Below are 14,686 nucleotides of genomic sequence, written 5' to 3' on the forward strand. Positions count from 1 at the left end.
GATGTCAGGCGGCGGCGCTGGCGGCCCGGGCGGCGAGCGCCGGGTCCTTCCAGACGTGCACGCGCATCGGATTGCGGTGGCTCAGGTTCGGCACCCCGGCCATCGCGCTGAGCGCGTCAGCGTAGATCTGGTCGGCGTCGAGCCGGCGCAGCTCCTCGGCGAGCTCGTCACCGACGGCCCGCTTCGGCAGAGGCATGTAGCGGTCCTCCTGGCCGGTCCGGCTGAACAGCGCCGTGCCCTCCTCGCGGGTGACCCGGACGCAGTCGCCGTTCTCGCACTGCAGCTCCACCGAGTGCATCCGGGGCGACCGGTCGGTGTGTTCCAGCACGGGCTCGATGCCGAGCCGGGACTTGAGCCAGCCGAGCATCAGCCAGGCCGTGGGGTCCTTCTCCGGGGCGACGATCGTCGCCCCGGTGACCCGGGCGTCGGTGGAGTCGAACGCGCCGGCGACGAGCGTGCGCCACAGGGTGATCCGGGTCCAGGTGAGGTCGGTGTCGCCCGGGGCGTAGTCCACGGCCCGCTGCCGCAGGGCGGCGACCGGGTCGGGGGACTGCGCGGCGTCGGTGATCCGGCGGTCCGCGACGACGCCGAGGAAGTCGTTCGCGATCATGTTCGGCGGCTCCTCGTGCCACCACGACACGACCGGAACGTCCGGCGCGAGCAGCGGCATGACGACCGACTCGGCGTGCAGGGCGAGGCGGCCGTACATCCGCATGACGACCGCCTCGGCCGGGCCGAGACGCCCGCCCACGACGATCTCCGCGTCCAGCCGGCTGCGGCCTTCGAGGTCGGACCGGACCACGATGAGCAGCCGGCAGGGGTGCGCGGCGGCGGCGATCGTCGCCGCGGCCTCGGCCTCGCGTACCTTCTTCTCCTCGACCACCGAGATGAGGGTGAGCGCCAGGCCGGAGGCCACGCCGCCGGCGCTGCGCCGCTCCGCCGCCAGGGCCTTGACGACCTCGTTGCCGGTGGTGTCCCACAGGCCGATCATGCTCGCCTCCAAGCGCGACCCTCGCGGGCCAGCATCTCGTCCGAGGCCCGCGGGCCCCACTCGCCGGACCGGTACGGCTCCGGGGTCGTCCCGGCCCACGCGGCCTCCAGCGGGTCGATGACCCGCCACGACTGCTCGACCTCGGCCGCGTCCGGGAAGAGCGTGCGGTCGCCGATCAGCACGTCCAGGACGAGCCTTTCGTACGCCTCCGGGCTGGACTCGGTGAACGCCTCGCCGTACTGGAAGTCCATCGCGATGTCGCGGACCTCCATGGCCGTGCCCGGGACCTTCGAGCCGAACTTCAGGACCACGCCCTCGTCCGGCTGCACGCGGATGACGAGCTGGTTGTGTCCCAGCATCTCCACGTCGGCCGGGTCGAACGGCAGGTGCGGCGCCTGCTTGAAGAGGATCGCGATCTCGGTGACCCGCCGGGGCATCCGCTTGCCGACCCGCACGTAGAACGGGACGCCCGCCCACCGCCGGTTCTGGATTCCCAGCCGGACCGCGGCGTACGTCTCGGTCTTGGAATCCGGCGGGATGTTCGCCTCCTCCAGATAGCCCGGAGCGCGCTCGCCGGCCACCCAGCCGGGAAGGTACTGCCCGCGGACCGATCCCTTGGAGATGTCGGCGGGGAGACTGATCGCCTTCAGGACCTTGAGCTTCTCGGCTCGTACCTCTTGGGGGTCGAAGCTCGTGGGCTCTTCCATGCCGACCAGGGCGAGCAGCTGCAGAAGGTGGTTCTGCAGGACGTCGCGCGCGGCGCCGGAAGCGTCGTAGAACGCCGCCCGGGTGCCGATGCCGACGTCCTCGGCCATGGTGATCTGGACGCTGTCGACGTACTTCGAGTTCCAGACCGGCTCGAACAGGCTGTTCGCGAAGCGCAGCGCCAGGATGTTCTGGACCGTCTCCTTGCCCAGGTAGTGGTCGATCCGGTAGACGTCCTGCGGATTGAACACGTCGTCGACGAGCTCGTTCAGGCTGACCGCGGACTCGAAGTCGTGGCCGAACGGCTTCTCGACCACGACCCGGCGCCAGCCGCCCAGCTTCGCGTTGTCGGCCAGGCCGGTGCGGTTCAGCTGGTTGAGCACCAGCGGGAACGCCGCGGGCGGGATGGAGAAGTAGAAAGCGGTGTTGCCCGTGATGCCGTTGCGCTCACGGAGGTCGTCGAGAGTCTCAGCCAGCTTGTCGAAGTCCCCGTCGTCGTCGAACGAGCCGGGAACGAAGTGGAACTGGCTGTTGAGCCGTTGCCAGACGTCTTCCCGCCAGGGCGTCCGAGCGCCCTTCTTGGCAGCGGCGTAGGCGAGCGACTCGAAGTCGCCCTCGCCTCCCCAGTCGGCCCGGGCGAAGCCCACGACCACGAAGCCGGGCGGTAGAAGACCGCGGTTGGCGAGGTCGTACACGGCCGGGATGAGCTTCTTTCGGGACAGGTCACCGGTGACCCCGAAGATCACCAGAGCGCAGGGCTCCGGAATCCGCGGAAGCCGACGGTCCTGTGCGGTACGCAGCGGATTACCCACGTTGCCATCCTGCCAGGTTTTCGTCAGATGGAGCGGCCTGTCACGGGAGTCCCCGCAACAGGCCGCAGATGTTGCCGATCAGGCGCTGGTGCCGGCCTTCAGCGAGGTGGCGACGTGCTCCAGGAGCTCGTTCCAGCTCGCCTCGAACTTCTCCACGCCCTCTTCCTCGAGGACCTTGAAGACGTCCGCGAGGTCGATGCCGACCGCGGCGAGGTCGGCGAAGACCTTCTTGGCGTCGGCGAAGTTCGGGGTGATCGTGTCGCCCTTGGTGGTGCCGTGGTCCTCGTACGCGAAGATGACCGACTCCGGCATGGTGTTGACCGTGCCGGCCGCCACCAGCTCCTCGACGTAGATGGTGTCGAGGAAGTCGGGGTTCTTCGTGCCGGTGGACGCCCAGAGCGGACGCTGCGGGTGGGCGCCGGCCGCGGCCAGGGCCTTCCACCGCTCGCCGCCGAAGACCTCGGTGTACGCCTCGTACGCGAGACGGGCGTTCGCGATCGCGGCCTTGCCCTTGAGCGCCTTCGCCTCGTCCGAGCCGATCTTGTCGAGGCGCTTGTCGATCTCGGTGTCCACGCGGGAGACGAAGAACGACGCGACCGAGCCGATCTTGCTGAGGTCGTGGCCGTTCGCCTTGGCCTTCTCCAGGCCCTCCAGGAACGCCTCCATGACGGCCTGGTAGCGCTCCACCGAGAAGATCAGGGTGACGTTGACGCTGATGCCGTTCGCCAGCACCTCGGTGATGGCGGGCAGGCCGGCCAGCGTCGCCGGGATCTTGATGTAGAGGTTGGGGCGGTCCACCAGCCACCAGAGGGTCTTCGCCTCGGCGACGGTGGAGGTGGTCTCGTGCGCCTTGCGCGGGTCCACCTCGATGGAGATCCGGCCGTCGACGCCGTTCGAGGCGTCGTAGGTCGGCCGGAACACGTCGGCCGCCCAGCGGACGTCCTTCGCGGTCATGAGGCGGATGGCCTCCTCGACCGTGACGCCCTGGACGGCGAGGTCCTTGACCTGCTCGTCGTACGCGTCGGCGTCGGAGAGCGCCTTCTGGAAGATGCTCGGGTTCGTGGTGACGCCGACCACGTGCTGATCGCGGCGCAGCTTGTCCAGCGAACCGCTGGTCAGGCGCACCCGGGAGAGATCGTCGAGCCATACCGCCACACCCTGGGCGGAGAGCTCAGCCAGCCTGTCCGTCATTGCCTTGCTCCTTTGAAGTTCAGTTGCCGGTCTTGTGGCCGGTGATCTCGCCGACCCTGGCGAGCGAGGCGTTGGCCTTCGCGACGACGTTGTCCGCGGTGAAGCCGAACTGCTCGAACAGGATCTTCGCGGGAGCGCTGGCGCCGTAGTGCTCGATGCTCACGGCCTCGCCGGCGTCGCCGATGATCCGGTCCCAGCTCATCCGGATGCCGGCCTCGACCGACACTCGGGCCTTCACGCCACGCGGGAGAACCTGCTGCTGATATGCAACGTCCTGCTGGAAGAACCATTCCTGACACGGCATCGAGACGACCCGGGTCGGGGTGCCCTCGGCCTCGAGACGCTCCTGCGCGGTCAGCGCGATGGACACCTCGGAGCCGCTGGCGATCAGGATCACCTTGGGCTCGCCGGTGGACGCCTCGGAGAGGATGTAGCCGCCCTTGAGGGTGCCCTCGGCCGACGCGTACTTGGTGCGGTCGATGGTGGGCAGGTTCTGCCGGGACAGCGCCAGCGCGGTCGGCCGGTCGGTGTGCTCGAGAGCGCCGCGCCAGGCGTACGCCGTCTCGTTGGCGTCGGCCGGGCGGACCACGTCGAGGCCGACGATGGCGCGCAGCGCGGTCAGCGTCTCGATCGGCTGGTGCGTCGGGCCGTCCTCGCCGAGACCGATCGAGTCGTGCGTCCACACGAAGACGACCGGCAGCTTCATCAGCGCGGAGAGGCGGACCGAGCCGCGCATGTAGTCGCTGAAGACCAGGAAGGTGCCACCGTACGGGCGGGTGCCACCGTGAACGGCGATGCCGTTGAGGATCGAGCCCATGCCGTGCTCACGGATGCCGAAGTGCAGCGTGCGGCCGTACTCGTTACCCGGGAAGGCCTTGGTGGCGTACTCCGCCGGGATGAAGGACGGCTCGCCCTCCATGGTGGTGTTGTTGCTCTCCGCCAGGTCGGCGGAACCACCCCAGAGTTCGGGGAGGACCGGCGCGAGCGCCTTCAGGACCTTGCCGGACGCGGCGCGGGTGGCGAGGCCCTTCTCGTCCGCGGGGAACTCGGGCAGAGCGGCGTGCCAGCCCTCGGGCAGGGTCCGGGTGGTGAGACGGTCGAACAGCGCCTTGCCCTCGGCGTTGCCGGCGGCCCAGGCGTCGAACGCCTTCTGCCACTCGGCGTGCGCCGCCTTGCCGCGCTCGACGGCCTGCTGCGCGTGCTTCACGACCTCGTCGTCGATGGCGAACGGCTCGTCGGCGAAACCGAGGATCTTCTTGGTCGCGGAGATCTCGTCGGCGCCGAGCGCGGAGCCGTGGATCTTGCCGGTGTTCTGCTTCTTCGGCGCCGGGAAGCCGATGATCGTCTTGAGGACGATGAAGGACGGCTTGTCGGTCACCGCCTTCGCGGCCTGGATCGCGTTCCAGAGGGCCTCGACGTCCTCGTCGTAGCCGTTCTCACCGCGCCAGTTGACGGTCTGGACGTGCCAGCCGTACGCGGCGTAGCGCGCGCCGACATCCTCGGACTTCGCGATCCGGGTGTCGTCCTCGATGGAGATCTCGTTGTCGTCGTAGATCACCGTGAGGTTGCCGAGCTTCTGCACCGAAGCGATCGCGCTGGACTCGTGGCTGACACCCTCCTCGATGTCACCGTCCGAGCAGAGCGCGTACACGTGGTGGTCGAACGGGGACTGGCCCGCGGCGGTGTCCGGGTCGAACAGGCCACGCTCGCGGCGGGCGGACATCGCCATGCCGACCGCGTTGCCGATGCCCTGGCCCAGCGGACCGGTGGTGATCTCGACGCCGGGGGTGTGCCCGTACTCCGGGTGGCCCGGGGTGAGGGAGTCCCACTGGCGCAGCGACTTCAGGTCATCCAGCGAAGTGCTGTATCCGTTGAGGAAGAGCTGAACGTAGAGGGTGAGGCTGGAGTGACCGCAGGACAGCACGAAGCGGTCGCGACCCGCCCACTTCGGGTCCGTGGGGTCATGCCGCATCACGCGGTTGAACAGCAGGTAGGCGGCCGGCGCCAGGCTCATGGCCGTACCGGGGTGGCCGTTACCGGCCTTCTCCACGGCGTCCATGGCCAGCACCCGGCTGGTGTCCACCGCCTTGCGGTCGAGGTCGGACCAGTTGAGAGCGGGATCTGTGGCAGCCACGTCGGTTGTGCTCCTCGGGCAAAATAATGGAACCCTTTTCGGCTTGACCCTATCCAGTCGGGCTAAACACGTGCGCAGTGAACGCCCTAGACACATACGCTGTGGGCGGACACGCCGGATCAAGTGGTGTGACGGTATGCACCCGTACTGGGTGCCCCGAGCAGCAGAGACGGCTGCGCGTAGGCTGTCCGGGCGGGCCGCTGGGTGAATACCTGCGCAACGGCCGCGAAATAAAGCCGATGCCGGAAGGTGGCTGTCCGTGAGCATGATCACCGAGCGTCCCGTCCACCGACGGTCGCCCGGCGGGGCGGAGCCTGCGCCTCGTGGCGAGGCCCGGCGCAGCCGGATCGCGGTGCTGAGGGCCTATATCGCCCTGACGAAACCGCAGATCGTCGAACTGCTGCTGGTCACCACAGTGCCCACGATGATGATCGCGGCGGGCGGCTGGCCGGACGCTGTGACGTTCGCCGCCGTTCTGATCGGCGGTGGTCTCGCGGGAGGCGCAGCGAGCGCGCTGAACTGCTACATCGACCGCGACATCGACCAGCTGATGCGGCGCACCAAGCGCCGCCCGCTGCCGGCGCACCAGATCACCCCGCGGGCAGTGCTGATCTTCGGCCTGACTCTGGCGGTCATCTCGGTCGTGCTGATGGCGGTGCTGACGAACTGGCTCGCCACCGTCCTCACCGCAGCGTCGATCTTCTACTACGACGTGATCTACACGATGTGGCTGAAGCGCCGGACCCCGGCGAACACGTTCTGGGGTGGCGTCTGCGGCGCCGCGCCGGTGGTGATCGGCTGGGCCGCGGTGACCGGGTCCATCTCGCCTCTCGCGTGGGCGCTCTTCGGCGTCGTCTTCTTCTGGCAGATGCCGCACTTCTACGCGCTCGCGGTGAAGTACAAGGACGACTACGCGCGGGCCGGTATCCCGATGCTCCCCGTCGTCCGGTCGATGAACCGGGTGAACTTCGAGATCCTGGTCTACACCGTCCTCACTGTGGTCGTCTCGCTCGTCGCCTGGCCGCTCGGCCTCGGCCCGATCTACGGCGTGACCGCCATCGTGATGGGCGCGGTGTTCCTCGCCGAGGCGATCCGTCTCACCTACCGGACGCGCCAGGGTGTCGCGGTGAAGCCGATGCGGCTGTTCCACCTATCGATCACATATCTGACCGTCGTCTTCATGGCGATCGCGGTGGACGCTCTCGTCTGAGAGTGACAGTCGTCTGTGTTTGGTCGGTGCCGTCGCACGAGATGCCCGGTATATGACTTGTGTCAGTCACTGTCCGTCACCCAAAGGGTTGATCTCGGTCGACGTCGCAATTCGGGCGTAATCGGCTGATAACAATACTGCGGATTTCGAAACCCGCAGGTAATTGGAGTCACAAAAGAACTCCGGAGTTACCCGCGTGGCGCGTCGGACTGCTTAGGCTGCCCCTCATGGCAGAAGGTTCCGTAACGACACTGACCCGCGAGATCAAGTCTTTCGCCGCCGAACACAACGGCGCCAAGGCGGTGATCGAGTACGTCGGTAAGCGCGGCGCCCGCATCGTCCTCGTGGGAGAGGACGGCGAGTGGTCCGACCAGTTCGCCCAGGACACCGGTGTCGCCCGTGAGGCATGCGAAGGCGCCGGCGTCGCCGTGGAGAACGAGTGGGAGCGCGAGCTCCTGGAGCAGATGCGGCCCAGCAACGACCTGTGGCGTTCGATGGCACGCCGGAGCATGGCCCGCTAGTGAGCACCTCCTCGCCGTCGGTCGCGCTGGTCACCTGCGCGATCTTCCCGGACCTCTGGGATGACGATCACCCCCTGCGCGACGCGCTGCGTTCGCGCGGGGTGGTCGTCGACGCGGTCCGCTGGGACGACGAATCCGCCGACTGGTCCTCGTACGACCTCGCCGTGATCCGCTCGCCCTGGGACTACGTGGCCCGGCGCGAGGACTTCGTGGCGTGGGCGCATCGTGTGCCGCGCCTTCTCAACCCGGCCGCGATCGTGGAGTGGAACACCGACAAGGTCTACCTTCGCGACCTCGCCGGAGCCGGCGTCCCCACGATCCCGACCGAGTTCGTGCCGCCCGGCGCCGCCTGGTCGCCCCCGTCGTCCGGCGACTGGGTGGTCAAGCCGACGATCAGCGCGGGCGCGCAGGACACCGGCCGCTACACCCTCCCCGCCCAGCTTCCCCTCGCCTCAGCTCACGTGGCCCGGCTGCAGGCAGCCGGTCGTACCGCGATGATCCAGCCGTATCTGACGGCTGTCGACTCCGCGGGGGAGACCGCCGTCCTGTGCACCCCGGACGCCTCCGGGGAGCTGTCCTTCAGTCACGCGATCCGCAAGGGGCCGCTGCTGACCGGGCCCGCCGACGGGTCGATCAAGCCGGGCGACGGGGAGATCACCGCGCGGGTGCCGTCCGCGGCCGAGCTGGAGGTGGCCCGGCGGGCGCTTGCGGCTGTCCCGGGTGGGACCGCTCAGCTGCTCTACGCGCGTGTCGATCTGATTCCCGGCGCCGACGGCTCGCCCACCGTGATCGAGCTGGAGCTGACCGAGCCGAGTCTGTTCCTCCGGACCGCTCCCGAGTCGGCTCCCCGCCTGGCCGACGCCATCCTGAAGCGCTTCTGACGGTTCATGTAGTACGGGGTGCCGCCCGCGCCGACACCGAGGTCTTGGACTCGCAGTCGAGGATGTCGACGCCGTGGCCCGGGCTGTTCATCCAGCTCGCGACGACCTGCTCGGCGCTGCGGTAGCCCCACGCGATGTTCTCCGCTGAACGGCGCGGCGGCCTTCGCGCGGGCCGCGAAGTCCGAGCCGCCGATGCCGGTGTGCGAGAACTCGCCGGTCCGCGCCATGAACGCGCTGTGCCCGCGGGCCGCGTCGGTCAGCTTGTCGTCGGTGGTCAGGGCGGCGCAGCCGTGCTCGGCACGCTCGACGTTGATCAGCCGGTTGATCTCGCTCTGCAGGGCGGTCTCGCTGACCTCCGCGGCCGGAGCCGTGTCGGTGATCATCTGCGGCCTGAGCCGGGCCGGCGATAATCCGCGGCCTGAGCCGTGCCGGCGATCATCAGAGCGGCGCCGACAGTGGCCAGGGCGCAGCGGCGAAGAGCTCGGCGCACGAGCGGGCCCGTTCCTCGGTTGCGCTGTTCTGGTCGACCCGTTCCCGACTCGGCGGATCACCGACGCGGTGCCCGATCGTCGCGCCACGGTGGCCGGCTCAGTGGTCCGCTCGACAGCGCCGAGGAGTTCCTATCAGCCTAGATTCCTAGGATGCCCAAGGCTGTCCGCGACCCTCCACACGCTCAGCGTTGGCCGGACTGTTCGTTGGGTCGGGCTGCGAATCCGCGCCTCAACTCGACGCTCGGGGCAGAGGCCGTCAGGAAGCGGGCACCGGGGTCGGTTCCTCGGACTTGACCGCGGGGGCGACGGCGGCCGGTTGCAGGGCCGGGCGCGTGCGCAAGGACCAGAGCACGGCGAGGGTGGCCGTCCAGGTGATCGCGGCGCCGAGCATGTGGGCGGCGACGAGGAGGACGGGGAGGTGGGTGAAGTACTGCACGAAGCCGATCACACCCTGGCCGAACTCGACGGCGATCAGGACCGCGGCGGCGCGGACCGTGGCGGCCGGCGCGGCCACGGCGCGCAGGGCGAACCACAGCGCCACCGAGAGGCCGATCAGCAGGAAGACCAGGTCGGCGTGGAACTGGGAGATGGTGGCCGGGTCCAGGCCGTTGCGCTTGGCGCCCTGGTCGCCGGCGTGGGGGCCGCTGCCGGTCACGACGACGCCGACGGCGATCACGGCGAAGCTCACGACCGCGGTGATCCAGGCCAGGTGGCGGATCGGGGTGGGCACCAGGGGGACCGGCGCGCCGTCGCCCTCGTCGATGCGGCGCCAGAGCGCGTAGCAACCGGCGATCAGGGCGATCGAGAGGATGAAATGGATGCCGACGACCCACGGGTTGAGGTTGGTGAGCACCGTGATGCCGCCGACGACGCCCTGGCCGGGGACGCCGAGCGCGACAGCGACCGCGAGGACGATCAGCGAGCGGCGGCGCGGGCGGTGCAGCAGGACGGCGAAGAAGGTGGCGAAGGCGAGGCCGACCAGCACGAAGGTGAGCAGCCGGTTGCCGAACTCGATCATGCCGTGGACGCCCATCTCGGACGTCGTCGTGTAGGAGTCGTCGGTGCATTTCGGCCAGGTGGGGCAGCCGAGGCCCGAGCCGGTGAGCCGGACCGCCGCTCCGGTGACGATCAACGCGGCGTTCGCCACCAGGGACGCCAGGGCGAGCGGGCGTGCCGCCGCTGCTAGGAGCTGCCCGGGGCGGGACAGCGAAGCGGACTCCAGGAGCGATCGGGAGGACTTCACCCGACGGATCGTACGCGCGGGGTCCGACACGAGAACGCGCAGCTCCGGTCACCGGTGTGGTGGATCACCGGGGTTCGGTTTGCAGGGCCTCCCGGAAATACGTAACGTTGGAGTAGTGAAAAACGAGGTGCTGATCCCGGTGAGTGCGGTGGCGTCTGCCACGGCCTCCGACGGACGCACCCGTGACCGGGTCGCGCAGCTGCTCCTGCAAAAGGGCGCCGCAACGGCTGCCCAGCTCGGAGCCGAGTTGGGGTTGAGTCCCGCCGCGATCCGCAAGCACCTCGACGCGATGCTCGGGGAGAGCCGTGTCGAGGCGCGCGAGCTGCGGCAGGACAAGCCGAGGGGCCGGGGGCGCCCGGCGAAGGCCTTCGTGCTGACTCCCGCCGGCCGCGAAGATCTCAATAACCCGCATCACTACGACGGCATCGCGACGGCGGCCCTGCGCTGGATCGCCGAGCATCACGGACCGGCAGCGATCAGCGCCTTCGCCTCGTCGCAGGTCCAAGCCCTCGAGGAGCGGCTCCAGGCGGCCATCCTGTCGGCCGGACCCGACCCTCTCGCGAGGGCCGAGGCGCTCGCCGAGGCGCTGACCGCCGAGGGTTACGCTGCCAACGCGACCACGATCGCGTCCGGCGGGCAACTGTGCCAGCATCACTGCCCGGTGGCTCACGTGGCTGCCGAGTTCCCTCAGCTGTGCGACGCCGAGACCGAAGTCATCTCCCGGCTCATCGGCACTCATGTGCAGCGCCTCGCCACCATCGCCCACGGCGACGGGGTGTGCACGACACACATCCCGTCATCAACGGTAAGGACAGATAATGACTGACCAGATCGTCACCCAGGAAGAGCACCTCGCGGCTCTTGGTCGGTATGAATACGGCTGGGCCGACGCCGACCACGCCGGCGCGACCGCCCAGCGCGGTCTGTCGGAAGCGGTGGTGCGCAACATCTCGGCGCTGAAGAGCGAACCGCAGTGGATGCTCGACCTGCGGCTCAAGGGCCTGCGTCTGTTCGACCGCAAGCCCATGCCGAACTGGGGCGCCGACCTCACCGGCATCGACTTCCAGAACATCAAGTACTTCGTGCGCTCCACCGAGAAGCAGGCCGCTTCCTGGGAGGACCTGCCCGAGGACATCAAGGCGACGTACGACAAGCTGGGCATCCCGGAGGCCGAGAAGCAGCGCCTCGTCGCCGGTGTCGCCGCTCAGTACGAGTCGGAGGTCGTCTACCACGCGATCCGCGAGGACCTCGAGCAGCAGGGCGTGCTGTTCCTGGACACCGACACCGCGCTGAAGGAGCACGAGGAGCTCTTCAAGGAGTACTTCGGCACCGTCATCCCGGTCGGCGACAACAAGTTCGCCGCGCTGAACACCAGCGTGTGGTCCGGCGGCTCGTTCATCTACGTGCCGAAGGGCGTGCACGTGGACATCCCGCTGCAGGCCTACTTCCGGATCAACACGGAGAACATGGGCCAGTTCGAGCGGACCCTGATCATCGCCGACGAGGACTCGTACGTGCACTACGTCGAGGGCTGCACCGCGCCGATCTACTCGTCCGACTCGCTGCACTCCGCGGTCGTCGAGATCGTCGTGAAGAAGAACGCCCGGGTGCGTTACACGACCATCCAGAACTGGTCGAACAACGTCTACAACCTGGTCACCAAGCGCGCCACCTGCGAAGAGGGCGCGACCATGGAGTGGGTCGACGGCAACATCGGCTCCAAGGTGACGATGAAGTACCCGGCGGTCTACATGACCGGCGCCCACGCCAAGGGCGAGGTGCTCTCGATCGCGATGGCCGGCGAGGGCCAGCACCAGGACTCCGGCGCGAAGATGGTGCACGCCGCGCCGCACACCTCCTCGACGATCATCTCGAAGTCGATCGCGCGTGGGGGCGGCCGGACGTCGTACCGGGGCCTCGTCCAGGTGCTGGAGGGCTCGTCGAGCTCGAAGAGCACCGTCAAGTGCGACGCCCTCCTGGTCGACACGATCTCCCGGTCGGACACGTACCCGTACGTCGACATCCGCGAGGACGACGTGAACATGGGTCACGAGGCGACCGTCTCCAAGGTGAGCGAGGACCAGCTCTTCTACCTGATGAGCCGCGGTCTCACCGAGGACGAGGCGATGGCGATGATCGTGCGTGGCTTCATCGAGCCGATCGCCAAGGAGCTCCCGATGGAGTACGCCCTGGAGCTGAACCGCCTCATCGAACTCCAGATGGAAGGGGCAGTGGGCTAGCGCCCACTGCCGCGCACCCACGGGCCAAGCTGGAACCAAGACAAAAGGACGAGATGACTACCGAGGCCATCGCCCCGCCGAGCACCAAGTCGCAGGTGCTGCGCTCCTTCGACGTCACCGACTTCCCGGCCCTGAACGGCCTGGAGGAGGAGTGGCGCTTCACCCCGCTCAAGCGGCTCGGTGACCTGGTCAAGGCCGAGACGCTGACCGGCGCGGCGCCGAGCGTCGAATTCGGCGACCTGCCGGCCGGCGTGACTGTCTCCACCGCCGACGACGTCGACGCCGTGCTCACGCCGTTCGACCGGATCAGCGCTCTCGCGTTCGGCTCGGCCGCCGGCGTCACCGTGATCGAGGTGGCGCCCGAGGCCGTGCCGGCCGAGGCGGCGGTCATCCGTCTCGTCGGCAAGGGCGGCGACGCCGCGGCGGCGCGCACCTTCGTGAAGGTGGGCAACTTCGCCAAGGCCACGATCGTGCTGGAGCAGACCGGCTCGGTGACGCTCGCTGACAACATCGAGGTCGTGCTCGGTGACAGCGCTCAGCTGACCTTCGTGACGCTGGCCGAGTGGGACCGCGACGCCGTGCAGGCCCAGCACATCAAGTTCCGGGTCGGCAAGGACGCCCGCGTCCAGCACCTCCAGGTCACCCTCGGCGGCGACCTGGTCCGCCAGTTCACGAGCGTGGAGTACGCCGGCCGCGGCGGCGACGCCGAGCTGTTCGGCCTCTACTTCGCCGACGCCGGCCAGCACCACGAGCACCGCCAGCTGGTGGACCACGCCGTGCCGGACTGCCGGAGCTACGTCGGCTACCGGGGTGCGCTGCAGGGCGCTTCGGCCCACACCGTCTGGGTCGGCGACGTGCTGATTCGCGCGGCGGCGACGGGCACCGACACGTACGAGATCAATAGGAACCTGGTCCTGACCGACGGCGCCCGTGCCGACTCGGTGCCGAACCTGGAGATCGAGACCGGTGAGGTCGCCGGCGCCGGGCACGCGAGCGCGACCGGCCGGTTCGACGACGAGCAGCTGTTCTACCTGATGGCGCGCGGCATCCCCGAGGACGAGGCGCGCAAGCTGGTGGTCCGCGGCTTCTTCGCCGAGCTGATCAACAAGATCCCGGTCGAGGAACTCCGCGAGCGGCTCGGCGACACGATCGAGGCTCGGCTGGTCGAGGCCGGGCAGTGACGTTCGAAAATGTCGGCCCGGCGACCGACGTCGCCAAGGGCACCGCGCTCCAGGTGGAGGTCGACGGTGTCGAGGTCGCGATCGTGCACGCCGATGACGACAACTTCTACGCGGTGCGTGACGAGTGCAGTCACGCGTCGGTAGCCCTTTCCGAGGGGGAGGTGGACGGTTGCACGCTCGAGTGCTGGCTCCACGGCTCCCGTTTCGACCTGCGCACCGGTGAACCCTCCGGACCACCCGCCATGGATCCCGTGGCGGTCTACCCCGTCGAGATCCGCGACGGCGACATCTACGTTTCGACCACACCCAGTAATGGAGTAGAGCCGTGAGCACCCTGGAGATCCGTGACCTGCAGGTTTCGGTGAAGCTGCCCGAGGGCGAGCTGAAGCCGATCCTGGCCGGGGTCGACCTCACCGTGAAAGCCGGCGAGACCCACGCCATCATGGGTCCGAACGGCTCCGGCAAGTCGACGCTGGCGTACTCCATCGCGGGCCACCCGAAGTACGAGATCACCGGTGGATCCGTGACCCTCGACGGCGTGGACGTCCTGGAGCTCAGCGTCGACGAGCGCGCCCGGGCCGGTCTCTTCCTCGCGATGCAGTACCCGGTCGAGGTTCCCGGTGTCTCGGTGGCGAACTTCCTGCGTACCGCCAAGACCGCGATCGACGGCGAGGCGCCGAAGCTGCGCACCTGGGCCGGCGAGCTGCGCGGCGCCATGGAGAAGCTGCAGATGGACCCCGCGTTCGCGCAGCGCAACGTGAACGAGGGCTTCTCCGGCGGTGAGAAGAAGCGTCACGAGATCATGCAGCTCGAGCTGCTGAAGCCGAAGGTCGCGATCCTCGACGAGACCGACTCCGGCCTCGACATCGACGCGCTGCGGATCGTCAGCGAGGGCGTGAACCGGGTCCGCGCCACCGGCGAGACCGGCTTCCTGCTGATCACGCACTACACCCGGATCCTCCGCTACATCAAGCCCGACTTCGTGCACGTCTTCGTCGGCGGCAAGATCGTCGAAGAGGGCGGCCCGGAGCTGGCCGAGCGCCTCGAGGCCGAGGGCTACGAGAAGTTCCTCGCGAAGGCCTGACA

Annotated in this window: 13 protein-coding genes and 1 pseudogene; 8 read left to right on the forward strand and 6 right to left on the reverse strand. The window is 68.7% G+C overall.

Features of this window, described 5'->3' with window-relative positions; genetic code table 11:
- Window positions 1-4: 4 nt before the first annotated feature.
- The 4 genes from EP757_RS18720 to tkt all read right to left on the reverse strand — a co-directional run bounded on the left by EP757_RS18720 (window position 5) and on the right by tkt (window position 5,833).
- A complete protein-coding gene (locus tag EP757_RS18720; RefSeq protein ID WP_127547779.1) occupies window positions 5-991 on the reverse strand; it encodes a glucose-6-phosphate dehydrogenase assembly protein OpcA in 987 nt (328 codons plus the stop codon).
- Window positions 988-2,508 (reverse strand): glucose-6-phosphate dehydrogenase, encoded by a 1,521-nt coding sequence (zwf, locus tag EP757_RS18725; RefSeq protein WP_127547781.1) that lies wholly within the window; start codon window positions 2,506-2,508, stop codon window positions 988-990. Before zwf ends, EP757_RS18720 begins: the two co-directional genes overlap by 4 nt.
- A 78-nt stretch (window positions 2,509-2,586) precedes the next feature.
- Window positions 2,587-3,699: a transaldolase gene (gene tal, locus EP757_RS18730; protein WP_127547783.1), complete on the reverse strand. Its 1,113-nt coding sequence runs from the start codon at window positions 3,697-3,699 to the stop codon at window positions 2,587-2,589.
- Window positions 3,700-3,718: 19 nt separating this feature from the next.
- Complete coding sequence (tkt, locus tag EP757_RS18735) at window positions 3,719-5,833, reverse strand: transketolase (RefSeq protein WP_127547784.1); 2,115 nt, start codon at window positions 5,831-5,833, stop codon at window positions 3,719-3,721.
- Window positions 5,834-6,092: 259 nt separating this feature from the next.
- Here tkt and EP757_RS18740 point away from each other — a divergent pair, with 259 nt between their 5' ends.
- From EP757_RS18740 to EP757_RS18750, 3 genes are all read left to right on the forward strand, one after another.
- Window positions 6,093-7,043, forward strand: a complete 951-nt coding sequence (locus tag EP757_RS18740; RefSeq protein ID WP_174262415.1) for a heme o synthase — start codon at window positions 6,093-6,095, stop codon at window positions 7,041-7,043.
- 227 nt (window positions 7,044-7,270) lie between these two features.
- Entirely contained in the window at window positions 7,271-7,564 is a 294-nt protein-coding gene (locus EP757_RS18745) for a hypothetical protein (RefSeq protein WP_127547786.1), read from the forward strand.
- Entirely contained in the window at window positions 7,564-8,445 is an 882-nt protein-coding gene (locus EP757_RS18750) for a RimK family alpha-L-glutamate ligase (protein WP_127547788.1), read from the forward strand. The genes EP757_RS18745 and EP757_RS18750 overlap by 1 nt, the downstream gene beginning before the upstream one ends.
- A 212-nt stretch (window positions 8,446-8,657) precedes the next feature.
- Here EP757_RS18750 and EP757_RS43915 read toward each other — a convergent pair.
- Both EP757_RS43915 and EP757_RS18760 read right to left on the reverse strand, forming a co-directional pair.
- Window positions 8,658-8,828, reverse strand: a pseudogene (locus tag EP757_RS43915) (CAP domain-containing protein); the annotation flags it as partial.
- A 364-nt stretch (window positions 8,829-9,192) separates the two neighbouring features.
- Window positions 9,193-10,143, reverse strand: coding sequence for a heme A synthase (locus tag EP757_RS18760; RefSeq protein WP_232050689.1), 951 nt, complete (start codon window positions 10,141-10,143; stop codon window positions 9,193-9,195).
- A gap of 133 nt (window positions 10,144-10,276) precedes the next feature.
- Between EP757_RS18760 and EP757_RS18765 the strand changes: the two genes are divergently transcribed.
- Genes EP757_RS18765 through sufC form a run of 5 tightly spaced genes read left to right on the forward strand, consistent with a single transcriptional unit; the run spans window position 10,277 to window position 14,684 of the window.
- A complete protein-coding gene (locus EP757_RS18765; protein WP_370457860.1) occupies window positions 10,277-11,005 on the forward strand; it encodes a helix-turn-helix transcriptional regulator in 729 nt (242 codons plus the stop codon).
- Window positions 10,998-12,419, forward strand: a complete 1,422-nt coding sequence (gene sufB, locus EP757_RS18770) for a Fe-S cluster assembly protein SufB (RefSeq protein WP_127547792.1) — start codon at window positions 10,998-11,000, stop codon at window positions 12,417-12,419. Before EP757_RS18765 ends, sufB begins: the two co-directional genes overlap by 8 nt.
- 53 nt (window positions 12,420-12,472) lie before the next feature.
- On the forward strand, window positions 12,473-13,600 hold the full coding sequence (gene sufD, locus EP757_RS18775; RefSeq protein ID WP_127547794.1) for a Fe-S cluster assembly protein SufD: 1,128 nt from the start codon (window positions 12,473-12,475) through the stop codon (window positions 13,598-13,600).
- Window positions 13,597-13,929 (forward strand): non-heme iron oxygenase ferredoxin subunit, encoded by a 333-nt coding sequence (locus EP757_RS18780; RefSeq protein ID WP_127547796.1) that lies wholly within the window; start codon window positions 13,597-13,599, stop codon window positions 13,927-13,929. The genes sufD and EP757_RS18780 overlap by 4 nt, the downstream gene beginning before the upstream one ends.
- A complete protein-coding gene (gene sufC / locus EP757_RS18785; protein ID WP_127547798.1) occupies window positions 13,926-14,684 on the forward strand; it encodes a Fe-S cluster assembly ATPase SufC in 759 nt (252 codons plus the stop codon). Before EP757_RS18780 ends, sufC begins: the two co-directional genes overlap by 4 nt.
- The last annotated feature ends 2 nt before the right edge of the window (window positions 14,685-14,686 follow it).

The organism is Actinoplanes sp. OR16, assembly GCF_004001265.1.
Taxonomy (GTDB): domain Bacteria; phylum Actinomycetota; class Actinomycetes; order Mycobacteriales; family Micromonosporaceae; genus Actinoplanes.